Origin of the sequence: Geomesophilobacter sediminis (assembly GCF_016458275.1) — a bacterium.
Classification (GTDB): Bacteria; Desulfobacterota; Desulfuromonadia; order Geobacterales; family Geobacteraceae; genus Geomesophilobacter; species Geomesophilobacter sediminis.
This window is the reverse complement of record NZ_JAEMHM010000009.1, coordinates 264,709-281,551: the sequence shown is the minus strand read 5'-3', so window position 1 is coordinate 281,551 and position 16,843 is coordinate 264,709. Positions and strand designations below refer to the sequence as shown.

The window sequence follows — 16,843 nt, the reverse complement described above, 5'->3', positions numbered from 1 at the left end:
CGACGCCTGATCTCCAAACCATAATCGAGACTGTTGAACAGATTTGTAATCTTGAAGCGGGCGAATTGAACGCAGGAGGGAGGGATTTCCGGTCTGGCGAGGCCAGAAGCCTGGCAGCTTGGGCCGTGCTCGAAATGAGCAATGAAACCCTAACGGACTTAGGAAAAAAGGTTGGTCGTGATGTTTCAACTCTTAGCTCAGCGGTCAACAGGTTGCTGCGACGAGTTAAATTGGATGCCTCTTTGGCCGAAAAGCTGGCGGGGTTGAAACGAGCCCTTTCGGAGATTGAAACGTTGCAAGCCTGACCCCGGCCTTTGTGTTGCCGTTATCCCACAGGATGCTGTGGCGAATCAAATCGGAGGCCTCTTTGGCGGAAAAGCTCGAGGGGTTGAAACGAGCCCTTTCGGAGATTGCAACGTTGCCAGCCTGACGCCGGCCTTTGTGTTCCTGCCTTTGTTCCCCTATCCGTTCCTCAGGTGATGCGTCGAGAGCAGCAAGGCTTTGGCTAAACTTGGGATCAGGCACAGTCCTATTTGACAATAAGGTGATGGCGGGTATTCTTGCCCGGCTTGCTACGATGGTAGGCAGATCAGAGACGATCCAAGGTTTCCCAGATGCGCATTCCAGTCGTTTTCCGGGAGGTGGTCTTATGGGGATCAGTGAGGAGAATATCTTTTTAATGGAACTGCAGCTGCTCACGAGCGAGGCAATGAAGAAGCACTTTCAGTGGGAAAACAAGGACGATGACAAAAGTCTTTTTGCCACGGCTCAACTCGTGTTCTGCTCGCAAGTGATCGAATCCCTCATGGAAAGTGAGGATTGCGAAGAAAGCGATTTCGTTGATGCATCCGATGATTGCCTTCAACTGCAGTACTCGCTTCTTGAGGAAGCGCGTGCAAAAAATGATCGCAAGATGATGATAATATCGCTGGCGCGGATACGTATTATAAAGACAATCATCAGGCGGTTAGGGAACAACGAACGCCGCAATCGGTGGATCAGCGGCGAGTTCGTAATTCCACCTTCCTACTGACTCGCTTCCGGGGGGGTAACCCACGGGACTCCCGAGTAACGCTGTTAAGATTTTAAGATCCATCCCCGGCAAAAACCCTCCCCTTGCCCCCATGCTTCACGGTGAAGAACATCGGAAAGGCGGATGCGGGAAAACTGCACGTCCGGTTTGATTTGGGAGGGCAGGGTGAAACCGACTTCCCCTGTACCAGGCCTACACATTTGACAAAACGCTGGTAACCTTGCCTCCGCCGTTATTCCCTTTGGCGGAGGTGAGGGTGTGGCCCGTCCGCTTCGCATCGAGTATCCTGATGCTTTCTATCATGTCACCGGTCGCGGCAATGAGCGTCATGACATTTTCAGAAATGTCGGCGACCGCCGCAAATTCCTTTCCTGCCTACAATCCAGCAATGAAAGGTACCTCGCTGTCATCCACGCTTACTGCCTGATGACAAACCACTACCATCTGCTTCTACAGACACCTCTCGGCAACCTCTCCCAGGTAATGCATCACATCAACCAGGCTTACGCCAATTATTTCAACGTGAAACGGAAACGGGTTGGCCATCTGTTCCAAGGCCGGTTTCAGGCTGTCCTGGTCGAGGCAGACTCCTATGCCACGGAGCTGTCACGTTACATCCATCTCAACCCGGTTCGCGCTGATATGGTTGCTTTGCCGGAAGATTACCCCTGGAGTAGCTTCCACGGGTACCTTGACCCTGCAGACTGTCCTGCGTGGCTGACGACCAGCTTCATTCTGGGCTACTTCTGCGATCGAGCTGCTTACCGAAAGTTTGTCCACGAGATGATGGAGAAGAAAGTAGCGTCCCCGCTTGGCAATGCGGATCATTTCGGGATCTTGGGGCGGGAAAAGTTCGTTCAGGAAATTCTCGAGGAGCATGTCTGGGAGAGGAAAATGGATCGAGACTTACCGACGGTCCGGGGTGGGGATCGAAATCTGTCACCTGAGTTGATTCACTCGGTAGCGGCCGAGGTGTTCTCATCGGAGCCTGGGACGGCGAGGAAGGCAGCAATCTTTATCAGTCATTGCTATTCCGGCTTGTCGCTTAAGGAAATAGGTGCATATTTCGAACTTTCGCTGTCAGGAGTGACTCAGTCTAGCAAACGGTTTAGGATGAGGGTCGAGAGAGAAATGATTTTGCGGGAGAAGGTTGAGCTGGTAGAGAGACGGTTAGCCCTAGCCCTGTAAAATGTGTAGGCCTGGTACTGCAGGACTGCAGGAGTGGGTGTCATGGAGCCCTGAATGATGAACGATTTACTGCAACTCGTCGATTCCCTTCGCTTGAGGTCGGTGGACGACGCCGGCTTGGCCGATCTGAAGGAGATCTGCTTTGTTTCCTGCAAAAGAGCACTTTCCATCAGGCATGTACCCTTTTATACCCCCTGCCTGATCCTTGTTCTGAGCGGGAGAAAGGTCATCTTGGACCCCGGCGGCACGGTCACCTGCGACGCCGGCCAGCTTATTGCCGTTCCGGCTCCGGCAAGCTTCGACCTGCGCAACGAACCGGATCCGCAGCTGCGCCGCTACTTCGCGCTCGTCATCCCGTTTCGCCACGAGCACCTCGCCACCCTGGGCAACGCCCACGCGATCACCGTACCACCCCGTATCGAACAGGTGGGAGTCCTCAGATTCGATGTGGAGAAGACCCTGCTGACAACGGTTATGCACTACCTTGAGACGCCTTCGAGCCCGCGTCTTGTGGAGCATCGCCTGATGGAAATCCTGCTCGTGTTGCTCGAACAGGATCCGCGACTTTTCTCGTTTCTGCTGACGCAGGAGATGTGGAGTCAAAAGGTTCGCGCCATCCTCTCCTCCGATCTCTGCCGCGAGTGGGCGTTGGATGAGGTCTGTCAGCGGCTTGGCACGAGCGAAAGCAGCCTGAGACGCCACCTCGTTCAGGAGCATACCGGCTTCAGGGAACTCCTTCAGGATGTGCGCCTGAGCGCCGCCTTGTCACGATTGCTGGGAACCGGCCAGCCGGTGAACCGGATTGCATCCGATTGCGGATACCAGTCCACGTCACGTTTCACCGCCAATTTCAAGAAGCGGTTCGGCCTGACCCCCACCGACATTCGTGCAGTATGAATGAAACGGGTCAAAATCTGGCCGTTTGCGGACATTCGTCTTTGTTCTGATTTGCTAAGATACTCCCATGGACTGAGCAATATTCGGTCACTCATTGATGAACACGGGAGAAAGAAGATGCCGATGAAAACAGTGATGATTTTGCTTATGACAGTTCTGGTGATGACGGGTGCCGTACATGCGGAGGAGTTTTTGCTGACCAGCCCGCAGGTGAAAGACGGCGGCAGCATGGCCGAAGAGCAGGTGTTTGCCGGTTTCGGGTGCAACGGGGGAAACAAATCCCCGGCGCTGGTGTGGCGCTCGGCGCCTGCGGGAACGAAGAGCTTCGCCGTCACTGTCTATGATCCCGATGCCCCCACCGGCAGCGGCTGGTGGCACTGGGTGATCTTCAACATTCCATCAACTGCTGCGGGCCTGGCGAAAGACGCCGGCAATCCTTCGAGCGGCAAGGCGCCGAACGGAAGCATCCAGAGCCGCACCGATTTCGGCAAGCCCGGCTACGGAGGGGCATGCCCCCCGGTCGGGAACAGCCCCCACCGCTATATCTATACCGTTTTTGCCCTGAAGACGGACATGATCCCGCTGGACAGTGACGCCTCGGCTGCAATGGTCGGTTTCTTTCTAAACGCGGACAAACTGGCTTCCGCATCTTTGACCGCCTACTACGGGAGATAAGGAGAAAGATCATGCCCAGAACATTCAAGATGGACGACATCCCGTTTGAGACCAAGGAGGCCGGGCTATCAGCATTTTCCTGGCAGACCAGCCCGCACCTGGGCAAAATCGCGGGTTCGAAGCATCTCCAGTTCGACATAAGGTCGCTGGAACCGGGAAAATTCTCGTTTCCGTACCATTTCCACCGCGCTGCGGAAGAATTGTTCCAGATCATCTCCGGCGAGGCGACCCTCCGTACCCCGGAGGGGTTCCAAAAGGTCGGTCAAGGAGATCTCGTTTTTTTCGAAGAAGGGGCCACCGGTGCCCACCAGCTCTATAACCATGGGGATACTCCCTGTATCTATCTCGATATCCGAACGACAACCGGCATCGACGTCTGCGAGTACCCGGATTCGGGGAAGATAGCCATTCTCCCTTCCCTTGAGGTGTTCAAAAGCGATGCAAAAGTCGATTACTACCTGGGGGAGGAATGTGTCGCGGAGAAATGGTCGGCGGAGATGTTGAAGAGGAAAAACTGCCGGGCAGACTGATTCAACCAATACTCGAACCTGACAAAAGAGGCTCACGATGCCAAATATACTCTTAATGCTGGCACTCTTCCTGTTCACCCTTACATCCCCCGCATTCGCCGAAGACGCAGGCATGGCCCGACTGTTTAACGAGAAGAACATTCAGGGAACGATTGTCATCTCATCGTTAGACGGCACAACCACTTACAGCCACAATGACACCCGCGCCGCCACCCGGATGCTCCCCGCCTCCACCTTCAAGATCCCCAATACCCTGATTGCGCTTGAAGAAGGTGCCATTGCCGATGAGACACAGGTACTGAAATGGGATGGCAAAGTGAGAAGCATAGCGGTCTGGAACAAGGATCAGACCGTGGAAAGCGCCTTCAAATCCTCATGCGTCTGGGTTTACCAGGAACTGGCCCAGCGCATCGGCACTGCCAGGTATGAAAGCTATCTCACCCGGATCGGCTATGGCAACGCCCGACCGACGCCGGTCCTCACCACCTTCTGGCTGGAGGGAGACCTCCGGATCAGCGCCCTGGAACAGATCGCCTTCCTAAAAAGGCTCTACCGCAGGGAATTCCCCTTCAAACCCGCATCCTATGATGTCCTCAAGCGGATCATGATCGTCGAGCAGACACCGACGTACACCGTGCACGTCAAGACCGGTTGGGCCAATTTCGGCGCGACCACCGCGCCACAGATCGGCTGGTACGTGGGCTATCTGGAGACAAAGGGAAACGTCTGGCTCTTTGCACTGAACATGGATATCTCCAAACCGGCGGATGCCGGGTTGCGGCAGAAGATCGTCATGGAGGCGCTGAAGTCGAAGGGGATACTATAAATCAGCCATTATCAAACCGTTTCGAAGTCCTCGGGGTCTTGAATCTTGACATCAAAGAGGGTTGGAACACGAGGAAGGCCTCGACAAACGGGACTAAAACGGAAGCGGCAAGGGCCTAAGGTGTCTTGCCGCTTTCGCTTTTCCGTCTCACCGCTTGAACCGATGCGGCAATTCTGCTAGGGTGTGCGCTCTTCATTAATGAGAAGGAAGGCCGCATGCACGTCGCACCCATCGATTTAAACTCCATGCTCATCATATTCGCTGCCGGTCTTTGGGCGGGTACGCAAAACACCCTGGCGGGCGGCGGTTCCTTCATCACTTTTCCCGCGCTGCTACTCGTGGGGCTCAACCCGCTGGCGGCGAACATGACCTCGACCATCGCCCTTTTCCCGATGCAGATCACCGCGGCCCTTGCCGGCCGCTCCCTCTTAACCGACGTTGGCCCGGTAAGGTTTCGGCACATCTTCATCGTCAGCATCATCGGAGGCATCGGCGGGGCCTTCCTGCTGCTCAACACGCCGGTGAGCGTCTTCGCCCACCTGGTTCCCTGGCTGGTGCTGTTCGCCACCTCCGTCTTCGCCTGGGGGAGCTTTCGAAAGAAACCGCTGCAGGCCACCGGTCACACTCCTCCCTGGATACTGCTCGGCGCCCAGGCGCTGATCGCGGTCTATGGCGGGTACTTCGGCGGCGGGATCGGCTTTTTGATGCTGGCAGCCCTGACCATGGCCGGAGTTGCCATCCGCGGCGCGGCGGCCAACAAGAATTTCCTGGCCATGGCAATGAATGCCTCGGCGGTCGCCATCTTCGCCTTCTCGAGTCAGATCAACTGGTGGGCCGTCTTGGCCCTGGGGGCGGGAGGGATCGGCGGCGGGGTCATCGGCGGTTACCTGATGCACCGCGTATCGGAGAAGGGGCTGCGGACGTTCGTGGTCATCGTGGGCGGAGTCCTCTCCATCTGGTTGTTCGTGCGTTAAATAGCATAAACGGCCGAACGGAATTTTCCTTATACCGGGTCTACACAGACTGTTGCTCAATCCAAATTCCACAATCCTGGCACGAGTGCAACTCACGAAGTACCGCGGGAGCAACCGTCGTCGAGTGCAGGTTTCTACCGGATTTGCTGACGGACGCCTTTTGGGTAACAGGCCGTGTAGACCTGGTACCGGTGTCACGGGAATCAGTGGCCGACTTGCCACGGAATACGCAAACCCGTAAAATCTCCCTCCCAATCCAACCGATTTCGATCCGAATCCGATCGATCTCAATGCGAATCCGATGGATTTGAGATCGAATCCGATCGATTTTGCTTCAAATCCGTCGGATTTTTTCCAAAATCAATCGAATTTCACCCTTAGATCGCGCTATTTTAATTAAATGACCAGTCAAAACCGGTAAAAAACGACGGATTTGCCTTCAAATTGAACAGATTCGGCTCCGAATCCGACGGATTTCATGCAAAATCAATCAAATTTTTCAAAAATCCGTCGGATTTTGCAAAAATCGGTCGGATTTTTTTGGTAACCTGCTGAAATCACAACAGGCGCATCAGCTCATTAGAAATCCTCCCCCTCCTTGCCGGTGACTCGGTTTCCATCCGGTTTTTTCCAGAACTTGGTCCGTACGGGTCTGCACCTTTCGAAGAGAGAGACCAAAACAGAAGCGGCAAGGCCATCCACGGTGCCTTGCCGCTCTTGTTTTTAGGACATTTCCCTTCAAAGGCTTGCTGGGTGGCGGGCAACCATCTCGTGCCCTGTTCTCGGCAAAATTTCCCCGTCCTCGTATTCACCTCAAAACCCTTCCCAACTCCATACGGCCGTGCCGGCACGCCACCTGGTGTCGGCCGGCTGGGCACGGCTTCGCTCGCAGATAATTTCTGGAGCTCCGTCAGCAACGGCCCGTTTGGCAACGTCACCATCGGTGTCCTGCCACAGAGTACGACGGTCATCCCGGTGAGTTTCGACCAACTTGGTGCCCGCCGCCCCATCGGTTCCAAGGGGGATATCGGCGCCGTCGAGGCGACTCGCTGAGACTCACGCATCGGGAAACGGGGCGGTAACTACGGCTTGTCGCCCTCTTTTTTGACTCGAGGGGACAAGCGTTAGGGTGAGGCAACGCCGGTGGGCCTCCCGTAACCTGGAAGCGTTGATACGGGGCATCGTAAACTACCTCTGTGGTGGAGGTATCATCAATAGCGATAGCTCTGCCTGCTCTTATAAAATATAACAATTGGACTGCCCTAAAGATAAGGACTAATCTGGCTTCCGTTTTTGCCGATTTCACTACCTACGCAGGAGGCCCCATGCAGAACACTTTCCGTCCCTTTGGCAGGTTGGCAGCATCCCTCGCCGCCCTATTTCTGGTAATGACAGTTTTGGTTCCCGTTTGGGCCGCAGATGCGGAATTCCGGACGGTGTCCACCCAGGCGCTCAAGGACATGCTGGATGAGAAGCAGGCATTCACGCTGATCGATGCCAGGACCAAGGAGGAGTACCAGGAAGCGCACATCGGGAAGGCGGTGAATATCAGCGAGAAGGATTTCGATGCCGTGGTCTCGACCCTTCCCGCGGGCAAGGGTGCTCTTCTCGTTTTCTACTGTAACGGGGTCAAATGCGGCAAAAGCAAGAAGGTCGCCGAGAAGGCCAGGAGGGCGGGTTACACCAACATTCTCCTGTACAGCGAGGGGTTCCCGGTTTGGGAAGAGAAGGGAATGCCGATTGTCGCCGGCCCGGATTACGCAAAGAAGATCCAGACGAACATGATGTCCGCGGCCACTTTAAAAGAGGTTCTCTCCCAGAAGAAGGGAGAATACGTGCTGGTGGATGTGCGGGACGAATTCGAATTTGCCGAGGGGCACGTGGAAGGCGCCATCAACATTCCTGCCGAGTCGTTTGCGGTTAAATCGGGGGGGCTCCCCAAAGAGAAGGGAATCATCGTCTACTGCAACAGCGGCGGCAGGAGTTACATGGCGTACCGCAAGCTGATGAAGCTGGCGTATCCTAAGATATACCAGGCGATCTTCGACGAGTGGAAAAAGGCGGGATATCCGGTCGTGAAGTCCCAGTTGTAGAGTAGTTTTCCCATCGCACGTCAGCAGGGGCCAAACCTGGGTGGAATTCAGGGGAGCAAAGCCACCCGTGCGAAAGAAGGACCAAACAGCAGCGGCAAGGCCACCTTCAGTGCCTTGCCGTTGCTGTTTGGGGGGATCGTTTGCTTGATAGGGAAGCTTTCGGCTCTCCTGGCTTCCCCGAGACCTTTGACCTGAGAAAAGCCCGAGAACATCATATGCTCGGGCTTGCCAGGTCCATATTCCGGCTATATCAGGTACGATTCAGATCTCATTGGAAAGGGGGGGTGTTTACGGCTGGCAGGCAACATCGATGAAGACGGTGCCCTCTTTGAAGCTCTCCCTGATCGGAACCTGGACCAGCTGCGGTCCATCTACCAGGGTCCGTACGCCGTCGACGTACACCGCCCCGACGTTACATCCAGGCTGATCGCTGATCTGGATATTGTGAACACCATCTTCTACCGCTTCGACGTGGGCTTCGTGGTGAACATCGATGCTGAGGTTTTCATAGGAATACTTCACGTTGCTGGCAAGCAGCGGGTCGATCCAGGTGATCGTCAGCCCGTCGATCCAGTTTTCACCAGGGCTTTTAATGCCGTTGTTATCCTGGTCACTGAAAAAACGGGTATCGATCTCGCGGATCCTCTTCACGTGAATCTTGAAGTTGTCGGTCTTTGAATCGGAAGGGACGAAGCCGTGAAAATTACCCGAGGCTTTGCCGCAGTTGACGACGCTTAAACCATCTGCAACGCCAAGGTCGGCACAACCGGTGAGAAAATCAGCGACCTTCGTTACCCATACCTTGTACACCCCTCCTTTGTTCGGCGTGTCCAGGAAGGGCATCAACTGCACGGTGACTGCGGAGTTGCTAAGGTCGACTCCGGTAAGGTGCTGGCAGCCGGTAGGTACCACGGAGGTAATAATGCCCCCCGTGACCACAAATTCACGGCAAGCGGCAATGTCCGTGGAGAGAAGCGTTTTGCCCGACGGGTCGGTCACCTGGAAAACGTAGGTGCCATTGTCCAGGCCGGCAGCAGTGACGGGAGCTCCAGGGCCAGGCCCGCCATCGAGATAAACATCGTTTTTGTCCAAGTACTGGTTGAAGTTCACCTCCGTTCCGTCAGAAATCGTGGTGAATATCGCGCCTGTCGGTGCGCTGGCGCGAGCCGCGACGCTGAACATCAGCAGTGCCAGCGTTCCCATAATAGATACGGATATTTTTGCCAATGATTTTTTAAAGTAGTACATGCCGTTCTCCTGATCGATTAGAGCATCGTGTTGTGTATTTAATTGCCATTTTGCTTACATCAATACATTAAAGTATTGCTACTGCTGTGCTAATTCACCTCCTTTTAGATAAGTATGATTTCGTACCAGGCATTTTCAACCGTTAGAATTGATCCAGGACGATTTAGTTGCCGCAATGGGTACCATCCCGTCTTCGACTAGACCAGGGAACTCCTTGGGGCGCGGCTTCACATTCAGAAGACCCCGGATGATCTGAAAGAAAGGCCGTACTGGGACCAACACCCAGTACGGCTTTCTTGTTGTGCTCCCGACGGTTTTCTCACGGTTGCCTTAGGGAATCGGAGTAGTACCGATGGGGTTCAGAAACGGACTTGGACCTGCCAACGTAATCTCCCCCCACCATCGCGCCTTGACAGAAGAGCGCTGAATAATATTGTTTGTGTCTAATTTTTCTTTCGGGGGTGGGCCTATGGGGATCCGAGAAGAGGACATCCTGGCATTCGAGCTGCAACGGATGGCAAACGAGGCCATGGGGAAGCATTTCCGGTCTGAGCAGACCGAAGGGCAAATCAGGGGGACGCCCATGCAATTATGCGTTTCAGCTACTCCGTAAGCTGCCAGCCGTTTTCTTTCACTAACTCGTCTCCTCGCTCGGCAGCGCGACTAACGGCGGGCTGACTCATACCGATCCTCTTCCCTAACGCGGTAGTCGTCATTCCGAGTTCACGAGTTGCCCAGAAACACAACACGCTCCTTGCCTGGACGATATCTGGATGCTTTCCCGCCTTCATTACGCGATCGGCGTCGACTTTAAATATCTCCGCCACCCTGTAGGCGATCTGCTCCAGTTCAATATGGCTGTCTTTGTAGGCAGCCCTCCTTTCCATTTGTTCATTTGCTACTTTCAGGACGGCTTCAACGAAGTCGCTATCACCAAGAATACGCTCGTCGCTCTTTAAGAACGTGTTGCAGCGTCGGGCATCTTCCACAACATGCCAACCACCGGCACTGCGAACCAACCCTCCTCCAATGAGATCAGGTTGCTTGCCGGCAGCAATGCCGTCGGCAACGAAACGTTCATATTTCTCCCTGGCGTCCCTCTCGAAATCGCTGAACATTGCCATAACCTCCTCTGTGTCTTGCCACTTGGTGGCGACGTCGAAGGCCAGCGCACCATGTCCACAGTAGGGGAACTCCCTCAATTCGGCCATATTCCGGACAATGCGGGCTCGCAATGGGTTAAGGTGGATGTATCGAACCAGTTCCAGGAGATAAGCGTCTTTTTGACAAAGAATCGACTTGTACCGGTTATTGAACAGATGGCCGATACGATTGTGGCGCCGATTAAAATCGACTGCATACCCCGTCAGAAGCCGGCACATTATGGTCGCGATTGGAACGGTGCCGGTTTGCAGCAAGAGGTGGAAATGATTGGGGATGAGCGCCCAAGCGAAGCACCGGGTTGTCGTCCGTTCCAGTAACCGGGACAGTCGCAAGAGGAAGGCATCGCGGTCGGCATCGGCGAGAAAGATGTTTCGTCGCTCGATGCCTCGGCAGATGATGTGATGTAGAGCTCCGGGAGTGTCTATGCGAGCTTGACGGGGCATGTGCTTAAAATTGCCATATCACCATGGGAAAGCAACGCATAATTGCATGGGCGTCCCCCTAAATGTGCCGGGAAAATATCGTTGGACCATCTAGCACGGACTTATCCGGAAAGGAGGCGCCCTATGACAGCGGATACCTGCGTTCACCTTGCGGTTGGAGTGGCAATCGCCGGTCTGGGAATCGACTGGATGCTGGAGCAGGCCCGATTGCGGCGGTTCATTGAAACCTTGGGTCCATTGCCTCATGATCCGTGCGCACTGGTTTTGGCGTTGGCCGATCAATTGGCGAGAAGACCTCATCCCCCTGATGTTCCTTATCTGACCGCTCTGCTCGGTCCGCTCGGGGCGACGGCCAGCAGCATCATCCAAAAGGGGGGATGTTGTTCCGGAACCTCCCGGCTGTTCATTCTGGCCCTCAGGAGGTTCGGTATCCCCGCTTATCAGATAACGCTGCATCATCAGACCGGCCGAGCCCAGCACTGTCTGGTCGAAGTCAACCTCCAGGACCGACGGCTGATTGTAGATCCTGTTTACGGGCTTTACTACACTGATGCTCGGAGAAACCCAATTGGTCTTGAGGACTTGCAGGCGGGAGTTGCGGTGGAGTTCTACAGTGTTGGTGGTGGTGTTAAAACCGGGTATCCATCGGGAAATTACTACGAGTTTGATTTCAAAATGACCAAAACGGCGAACTGGACCAAATCGCACATCCGGAAGTTTGCCTATTTCATTTTGCGATCCGTTACCAACGGCACCATCGATCGATTTCGGGTACCGTATCTGCTCGAGTGGCCCCAAGTCTTGCTGGCCCTGATTCTGGTGGTGACCCTGGTCGCCTGGAATCTCGTAATGTGCCTTTGGATCCGGTTGTAGTGCAGGCGGCAGAACTGTTTGCCGGGATGGGCGCGGAAAAGTTTTCCGAGGAAAGATTGGTCTTCTGCTGCTTAGCAACGGCTGTTTGCGGATACAGAAGTTTGAGGTCGGTAAAACAATCGCCATCAAGTCCTGTGTGTCAGGTCTGGACATTGACAGGTCATTGTCCATGTCCAGACCTGATAATCATATAAAGGCACCTCCTGGCATAGGCGGAAGGCAAATGACTTCCTGATATGCTGTTAAAGAGACCCCAATCTCTTAACCTCAGGAGGTGCCCAATGAAACTGTACTCGGGAATCGATCTTCATTCAACCAACAGCTATTTGGCAATCATCGATACCAAAGGCAAGCGTATCTTCAAGGAGAAGTTGCCCAACGACATGGCAACGATCGTTCAGCGCCTTGATCTTTATAGCGGATCGCTTCAGGGCGTTGTGGTCGAGTCCACCTACAACTGGTACTGGCTCGTCGACGGCTTGATGGCAGAAGGATACGCCGTACACCTGGCGAATCCTTCTGCCATGCAGAAATACAAGGGCCTTAAACATGCTGATGATCAGTCCGACGCTTTCTGGCTGGCTGAGATGTTACGGCTCAACATACTCCCGGAAGGCTACGTATACCCGAAAGAGGTGCGCCCAATTCGTGACCTGCTCAGGAAACGGAGTCACCTTGTTGCTCTAAGATCGTCGCTGCTGATCAGTCTTCAGAACATCATCACCCGCAACTGCGGGTTGAAGATGAAAACGAACGATATTAAACGGCTACGAGAGGATCGAGTTCATCCTTTACTTGCCTATAACGAGGATCTTGCCCTTGCAGGACGCGTCAGCAAAGAATCCATCGACTTTCTGACCCGACAGATTCACTCCATCGAGAGATTCGTCGAAAGGAAGCTGGAACTGAGAGAAGACTATAAGACGCTGCTTACGGTCCCTGGCGTAGGACAAATTCTTGGCCTCACCATCATGCTGGAGACTGGTCCTATTCAGCGGTTTGAGAAAGTCGGAAATTATGCCTCATACTGCCGCGCCGTCTCATCGAAATGGACCAGCAACGACAAAACAAAGGGGAAAGGAAACAAGAAAAATGGCAACAAGTACCTCTCCTGGGCTTTCTCGGAAGCTGCAGAATTCGCAAGGCGCTTCGACGACAAAGCAAGAGCTTATTACAATCGCAAATTGAAGAAGAGTAATTTCATGGTCGCCCATGCAGCGCTGGCACATAAATTAGCGAGGGCCGCGTACTATGTCATGCGAGACCAAGTGATCTTTGTCTCAGACAAGACATTCACATAACAGTGTGGCTGGAGCGGTGAACCAGTATAGGGGTTGGTAAAACCACAAGGCCTGATTGGCAGCCGCTCCACCCACTACATAACAGTTATTTCGTCTTTACTGCCCATGCCGAGAGCCACCAAGGGGCTGGTTAATAACCACAAGACCTGAAACAAACATTTGGACCCGGCATGGTACCGAAGGTTTTCTGGACCGCGAAATGCGGAAGGGGCCACTTCTATCACCGCAACTGGCCTTGATCCTGATGGGTGACTGGATGCAGCGAAGGCTGACATCGCAAAGAAAGAAATAACGGCAATGGTACTGACGGCGATAACTGAAAACAGAAGGGCTTGAAAAGTCTCTTTTCCAGCTTCAGGGAGCCTTTTTGCCTCTTGACGGACAGCCTTTAATGGGTGAACACCTTAAGGGGCTTACCGAGCAGGCCTCACCGCTTTAGTCATCGGTTATTCCCTGGCATCTTCCATCGACCCCATGTCAAACGAATTGCGAAGGTCGAATTTCTCGTAGAACATTGAATATTCACCGCCGGTTTTTCTTCCTGAAGAGGCCGCCCCGGGTCCATCTTTTCGCCTGATGGTGAAAAGAACGGTCATATTCACCTGATCATAGTTTCCTGTGACGACGTTCGGTTGGGCAAATGCCAAGCTGAGCTGCATAGGCTTTGAATCAGCAGCTTGGCCGACGGTGACTATTCCGGTTTCCGAAGGCTTATTCTTGTGCGCCGCAACGCTGCCTTGGCCCGCTGATGTGGCAGGGCTGATCGTCTCACGCACCCAGAACAGGTCATCCTCGTTACCTTTGGTGTAGATCAGGCCGGAGGAATTGGTCCATACCTCCTCTCTTTTGTCATGGCCCTGGTAGGTGAGGCCTCGTTTATCTACTTGCAGGTTGAGAACCCGCTCACCGTCCTCGGTGGTGATCGGGTACCCTAGGGGGAGGCCTTGCTTATCCACGTGAAGGGTGATGCCTCCGCGTGCACCATAGACCACTCTGCGGCTGTCGGAAGTGAAGGCCGGCCGCCCTACCCAGTGAAACGACTTCCCTACGTCGCCGTCTATGACGATGAAAGAGGATGGGCCAGCGACGGCGCGGTAGGCGAAATGCTTACTATCCGGGCTGAAGACAAGGTCCGCGACACTGGAGTAGGGTTTGCCCTCCCGGCCATCTATGACGACAAATTGACCGCGCTTTTTGTCTGTAGCGATAAAAGCGATTTTTGAACTGTCGGGGCTGAAGGTTACTTGGTTTACTTCCCCATATTCCCGTCCCTTCTTGCCATCCATGACCACCATGTAGGAAGTCTGATTACCTCTTTCTGAGCCGGTCGATTCTCCGGCGGAGTTCCGTTCCAACTGCAAAATGTACGCGAGCCTTTTGCTGTCGGCGCTGAATTTTGGACTCTTGATGGTGTACCTGAAGGAATTGTCTGCGACATAGCTTTTTCCTTCTTCTTTCCCGTCACGGACAAATGCCATACCCTTCTCTGGTTCGTTATAGCCAACGTAGGCGATATGTCTGCCATCTGGGCTGATAACCAGATTGCCGGTTGTCTGGTAATATTTGCCTACTTGCTGGTTGAATTCGATTGAGTGGCGGTCGTCCTGGAAGTGCCGAGCTATAAAGTGAAGCTTCGCTTCTTGATCCACATACGGTTCGCGTTCCCTGAAATAGACCGAGTCGTTCGAGGGCGCTGGCAGTTTTTCGGTATGCCCATCCACCACCAGTACCGGTTTCCCTTCAATAAAACCGGCAATGGCTACATGTTGCCTATCGAAGCTCCAGACCACCTTGTTAAGCCAGAACCCTCTGAGTAATTCATCCTGGTTCCGCATCAAGACGCTACCGTTATTGCCGTCGGATCTCCCGAGCCAATAGATGTCATTGCCATCGGCGGAAAGAAAGAGGGTTTCGGCACGGAGGAAAGACTTCCCCGCAACGTTGCCGGTAACCAACTGCCAACGCCGGTTGCGCTCGGCAAAAAAATTGAACGAGTTGGAACCGAAAAAGAGATCTCGCACTTTGTCATACGGTGCTGCGTCAGCCCCCTGGAACAGGACGTAGTGCTTACCTTTCCGGGTGACGGCTGCTGCAGAACCGCTGCCGTCAGGTTTGAAAACTGGGGAAGAGTCGAGATTGGAGTCGTTTGGCAAAGTCATAAGCCGGGTCTGGTCGGTGCTCCGTTGAATGGGCGAAGCTGCCATTTCGGAGGCTGCACCCTGTGCACACCCCATAACGAAAAACACGAGAAGAATCGATAGCCGCTTCATGTGGACCTCCGCATTGTTGTGTGGGTAATTTGAGCGAAAACGGTGAATGAATTATTCGAAAATCTCCTGCCATAAGGGAAGGGTTAAAAGAGGGGAGAATCGTGCTGTGGGGTGGTGCGAAGGTCAGGGACTGACCTTATAGAGGGGCTTGACCGAGTCCAGGATCGCGTCCCAGATTTTCAGTTTCTCTTCGAGGTTTCCTTCGGGGGATCGCATGCTGATCATGATCTCGGGATACTCGCCGGAATTTTTCCTGCCTGCGAAGCGCCAGGTAAAATCATAGTCTTTTCCGGATCTACTGGAGAGCCTGATCACCTGGTCCTCACCTTTGAGTCCAGCGACCACACGTTCCTGGGCGCGGATCTTTTTTACGTTCACTCCCCATCCGGCCATATATCCGGACGCGATAGCGGCGGCGGTGCGGCCGAAGAGACCTTCACCTTTGGGCTCATCGATGTAGGTCGTCTTCATTTCGACCTCGACTTCCAGATCGAGAGGATGTCCCTCGAAACGGGCGCTACTATGCTCATCCCATTCATACGGTAGATGTATCGCACCGTTTGTCACATAGAACGAGTCTTCCCATTGCGGATTCGAGCCGACAGGCATTGAGTGATATGCCCCCGCCACTTCATTTAAATTGCGGACAACCTTCCCCATGTTCTCTTCCTCGAGAATTGCACCGTCAGTGTTGAACCAAACCATCGAGGAGCCGTAATCCACCAATAGCACCCACATCGCTTCGTTGTCACAGTCCCAATAATCATGGTAGAGAATACCTTTTGCCCATTGCCCTAATCTATGGAACTCACGCTGCTCTATTATCGGCGATTTATGACCGGCTATCGGTCTGATCTTTTTGATTTCTGCAACTTTCGAATTCCAAGCGTCCGTTCGTGTTTCACTATGACTCTTACCGTCTTCGTGCTCTACAGCAACTATATCTATATCTCGCATTCGATGTGACATGCCTATTAGATTCATTTCAGCCGGCAGTCCGATTGAGAACCTGCCTATCGGATAAAGTTTCATTTTAATGGTACCTCCCTTGGCGCTGGGGTTGCTCTGACCTAACTTTTGACATGAGAAAAAGAGGCCACCCAAAACAAGCACGGCAACAAGGATAGGAGCAGAAATTAGCTTCATCTAAAGACCTCCTGCCTGTTAAGACTTATTGATCGTGTGTTGCTGAACATAAACGCTTGCCAGGCTGTTGATGCTGTCATAAACGAATGATTGCGCCGCTGTTGTGCCGAATATATCTTGGTGCCCGAGGTCAAACCAGCTCGCCTTGTCTACACCAATACGCTCAGTACGGTCCTCGCCGA

At 53.7% G+C, this 16,843-nt stretch carries 15 protein-coding genes and 1 pseudogene; 11 read left to right on the top strand and 5 right to left on the bottom strand.

All coding sequences use genetic code 11. The features are described from left to right. From JFN93_RS12850 to JFN93_RS12810, 9 genes are all read left to right on the top strand, one after another. A partial coding sequence (locus JFN93_RS12850; protein ID WP_328753911.1) for a helix-turn-helix domain-containing protein occupies positions 1-305 on the top strand: 305 nt, incomplete at its 5' end. 344 nt (positions 306-649) lie between these two features. Then, positions 650-1,033, top strand: coding sequence for a hypothetical protein (locus tag JFN93_RS12845; RefSeq protein ID WP_199384486.1), 384 nt, complete (start codon positions 650-652; stop codon positions 1,031-1,033). A gap of 258 nt (positions 1,034-1,291) precedes the next feature. After that, positions 1,292-2,221, top strand: a complete 930-nt coding sequence (locus JFN93_RS12840) for an REP-associated tyrosine transposase (RefSeq protein ID WP_199384485.1) — start codon at positions 1,292-1,294, stop codon at positions 2,219-2,221. Between the two features lie 54 nt (positions 2,222-2,275). After that, positions 2,276-3,118: a helix-turn-helix transcriptional regulator gene (locus tag JFN93_RS12835; RefSeq protein ID WP_199384484.1), complete on the top strand. Its 843-nt coding sequence runs from the start codon at positions 2,276-2,278 to the stop codon at positions 3,116-3,118. Further along, positions 3,119-3,793 carry a YbhB/YbcL family Raf kinase inhibitor-like protein gene (locus JFN93_RS12830; protein ID WP_236021697.1) on the top strand — a complete coding sequence of 225 codons (675 nt, stop codon included), beginning with the start codon at positions 3,119-3,121 and terminating at the stop codon, positions 3,791-3,793. 11 nt (positions 3,794-3,804) lie between these two features. Then, complete coding sequence (locus JFN93_RS12825) at positions 3,805-4,323, top strand: cupin domain-containing protein (protein WP_199384483.1); 519 nt, start codon at positions 3,805-3,807, stop codon at positions 4,321-4,323. A gap of 112 nt (positions 4,324-4,435) precedes the next feature. Further along, positions 4,436-5,149 (top strand): class D beta-lactamase, encoded by a 714-nt coding sequence (gene blaOXA / locus JFN93_RS12820; RefSeq protein ID WP_236021696.1) that lies wholly within the window; start codon positions 4,436-4,438, stop codon positions 5,147-5,149. A 215-nt stretch (positions 5,150-5,364) separates the two neighbouring features. Further along, complete coding sequence (locus tag JFN93_RS12815; protein WP_199384481.1) at positions 5,365-6,123, top strand: sulfite exporter TauE/SafE family protein; 759 nt, start codon at positions 5,365-5,367, stop codon at positions 6,121-6,123. A 1,325-nt stretch (positions 6,124-7,448) separates the two neighbouring features. Beyond that, entirely contained in the window at positions 7,449-8,216 is a 768-nt protein-coding gene (locus JFN93_RS12810) for a rhodanese-like domain-containing protein (protein WP_199384480.1), read from the top strand. A 288-nt stretch (positions 8,217-8,504) separates the two neighbouring features. Here JFN93_RS12810 and JFN93_RS12805 read toward each other — a convergent pair whose 3' ends face one another. The 3 genes and pseudogenes from JFN93_RS12805 to JFN93_RS25560 all read right to left on the bottom strand — a co-directional run. Beyond that, a complete protein-coding gene (locus tag JFN93_RS12805) occupies positions 8,505-9,464 on the bottom strand; it encodes a hypothetical protein (protein ID WP_199384479.1) in 960 nt (319 codons plus the stop codon). Positions 9,465-10,066: 602 nt separating this feature from the next. Next, positions 10,067-10,582 carry a hypothetical protein gene (locus JFN93_RS25565; RefSeq protein ID WP_236021710.1) on the bottom strand — a complete coding sequence of 172 codons (516 nt, stop codon included), beginning with the start codon at positions 10,580-10,582 and terminating at the stop codon, positions 10,067-10,069. Between the two features lie 186 nt (positions 10,583-10,768). Then, positions 10,769-11,071: pseudogene (locus JFN93_RS25560) on the bottom strand (transposase); the annotation flags it as partial. Positions 11,072-11,194: 123 nt separating this feature from the next. Between JFN93_RS25560 and JFN93_RS12795 the strand changes: the two are divergent. Beyond that, positions 11,195-11,944: a transglutaminase-like domain-containing protein gene (locus JFN93_RS12795; RefSeq protein WP_199384477.1), complete on the top strand. Its 750-nt coding sequence runs from the start codon at positions 11,195-11,197 to the stop codon at positions 11,942-11,944. Positions 11,945-12,225: 281 nt separating this feature from the next. Then, entirely contained in the window at positions 12,226-13,245 is a 1,020-nt protein-coding gene (locus tag JFN93_RS12790; protein WP_199384476.1) for an IS110 family RNA-guided transposase, read from the top strand. A 446-nt stretch (positions 13,246-13,691) separates the two neighbouring features. Here the strand turns inward: JFN93_RS12790 and JFN93_RS12785 are convergent, their stop codons facing one another. Then, entirely contained in the window at positions 13,692-15,515 is a 1,824-nt protein-coding gene (locus JFN93_RS12785) for a hypothetical protein (RefSeq protein ID WP_199384475.1), read from the bottom strand. Between the two features lie 123 nt (positions 15,516-15,638). Beyond that, entirely contained in the window at positions 15,639-16,661 is a 1,023-nt protein-coding gene (locus JFN93_RS12780; protein ID WP_199384474.1) for a T6SS immunity protein Tli4 family protein, read from the bottom strand. Positions 16,662-16,843 lie beyond the last annotated feature (182 nt).

Bases quoted from the DNA above. Each gene is read 5' to 3' on its own strand.
- JFN93_RS12845 (WP_199384486.1), top strand. From the start codon at position 650: ATGGGGATCAGTGAGGAGAATATCTTTTTAATGGAACTGCAGCTGCTC.
- JFN93_RS12835 (WP_199384484.1), top strand. From the start codon at position 2,276: ATGATGAACGATTTACTGCAACTCGTCGATTCCCTTCGCTTGAGGTCG.
- JFN93_RS12830 (WP_236021697.1), top strand. From the start codon at position 3,119: ATGAAACGGGTCAAAATCTGGCCGTTTGCGGACATTCGTCTTTGTTCT.
- JFN93_RS12825 (WP_199384483.1), top strand. From the start codon at position 3,805: ATGCCCAGAACATTCAAGATGGACGACATCCCGTTTGAGACCAAGGAG.
- blaOXA (WP_236021696.1), top strand. From the start codon at position 4,436: ATGGCCCGACTGTTTAACGAGAAGAACATTCAGGGAACGATTGTCATC.
- JFN93_RS12815 (WP_199384481.1), top strand. From the start codon at position 5,365: ATGCACGTCGCACCCATCGATTTAAACTCCATGCTCATCATATTCGCT.
- JFN93_RS12810 (WP_199384480.1), top strand. From the start codon at position 7,449: ATGCAGAACACTTTCCGTCCCTTTGGCAGGTTGGCAGCATCCCTCGCC.
- JFN93_RS12805 (WP_199384479.1), bottom strand. From the start codon at position 9,464: ATGTACTACTTTAAAAAATCATTGGCAAAAATATCCGTATCTATTATG.
- JFN93_RS25565 (WP_236021710.1), bottom strand. From the start codon at position 10,582: ATGTTCAGCGATTTCGAGAGGGACGCCAGGGAGAAATATGAACGTTTC.
- JFN93_RS12795 (WP_199384477.1), top strand. From the start codon at position 11,195: ATGACAGCGGATACCTGCGTTCACCTTGCGGTTGGAGTGGCAATCGCC.
- JFN93_RS12790 (WP_199384476.1), top strand. From the start codon at position 12,226: ATGAAACTGTACTCGGGAATCGATCTTCATTCAACCAACAGCTATTTG.
- JFN93_RS12785 (WP_199384475.1), bottom strand. From the start codon at position 15,515: ATGAAGCGGCTATCGATTCTTCTCGTGTTTTTCGTTATGGGGTGTGCA.
- JFN93_RS12780 (WP_199384474.1), bottom strand. From the start codon at position 16,661: ATGAAGCTAATTTCTGCTCCTATCCTTGTTGCCGTGCTTGTTTTGGGT.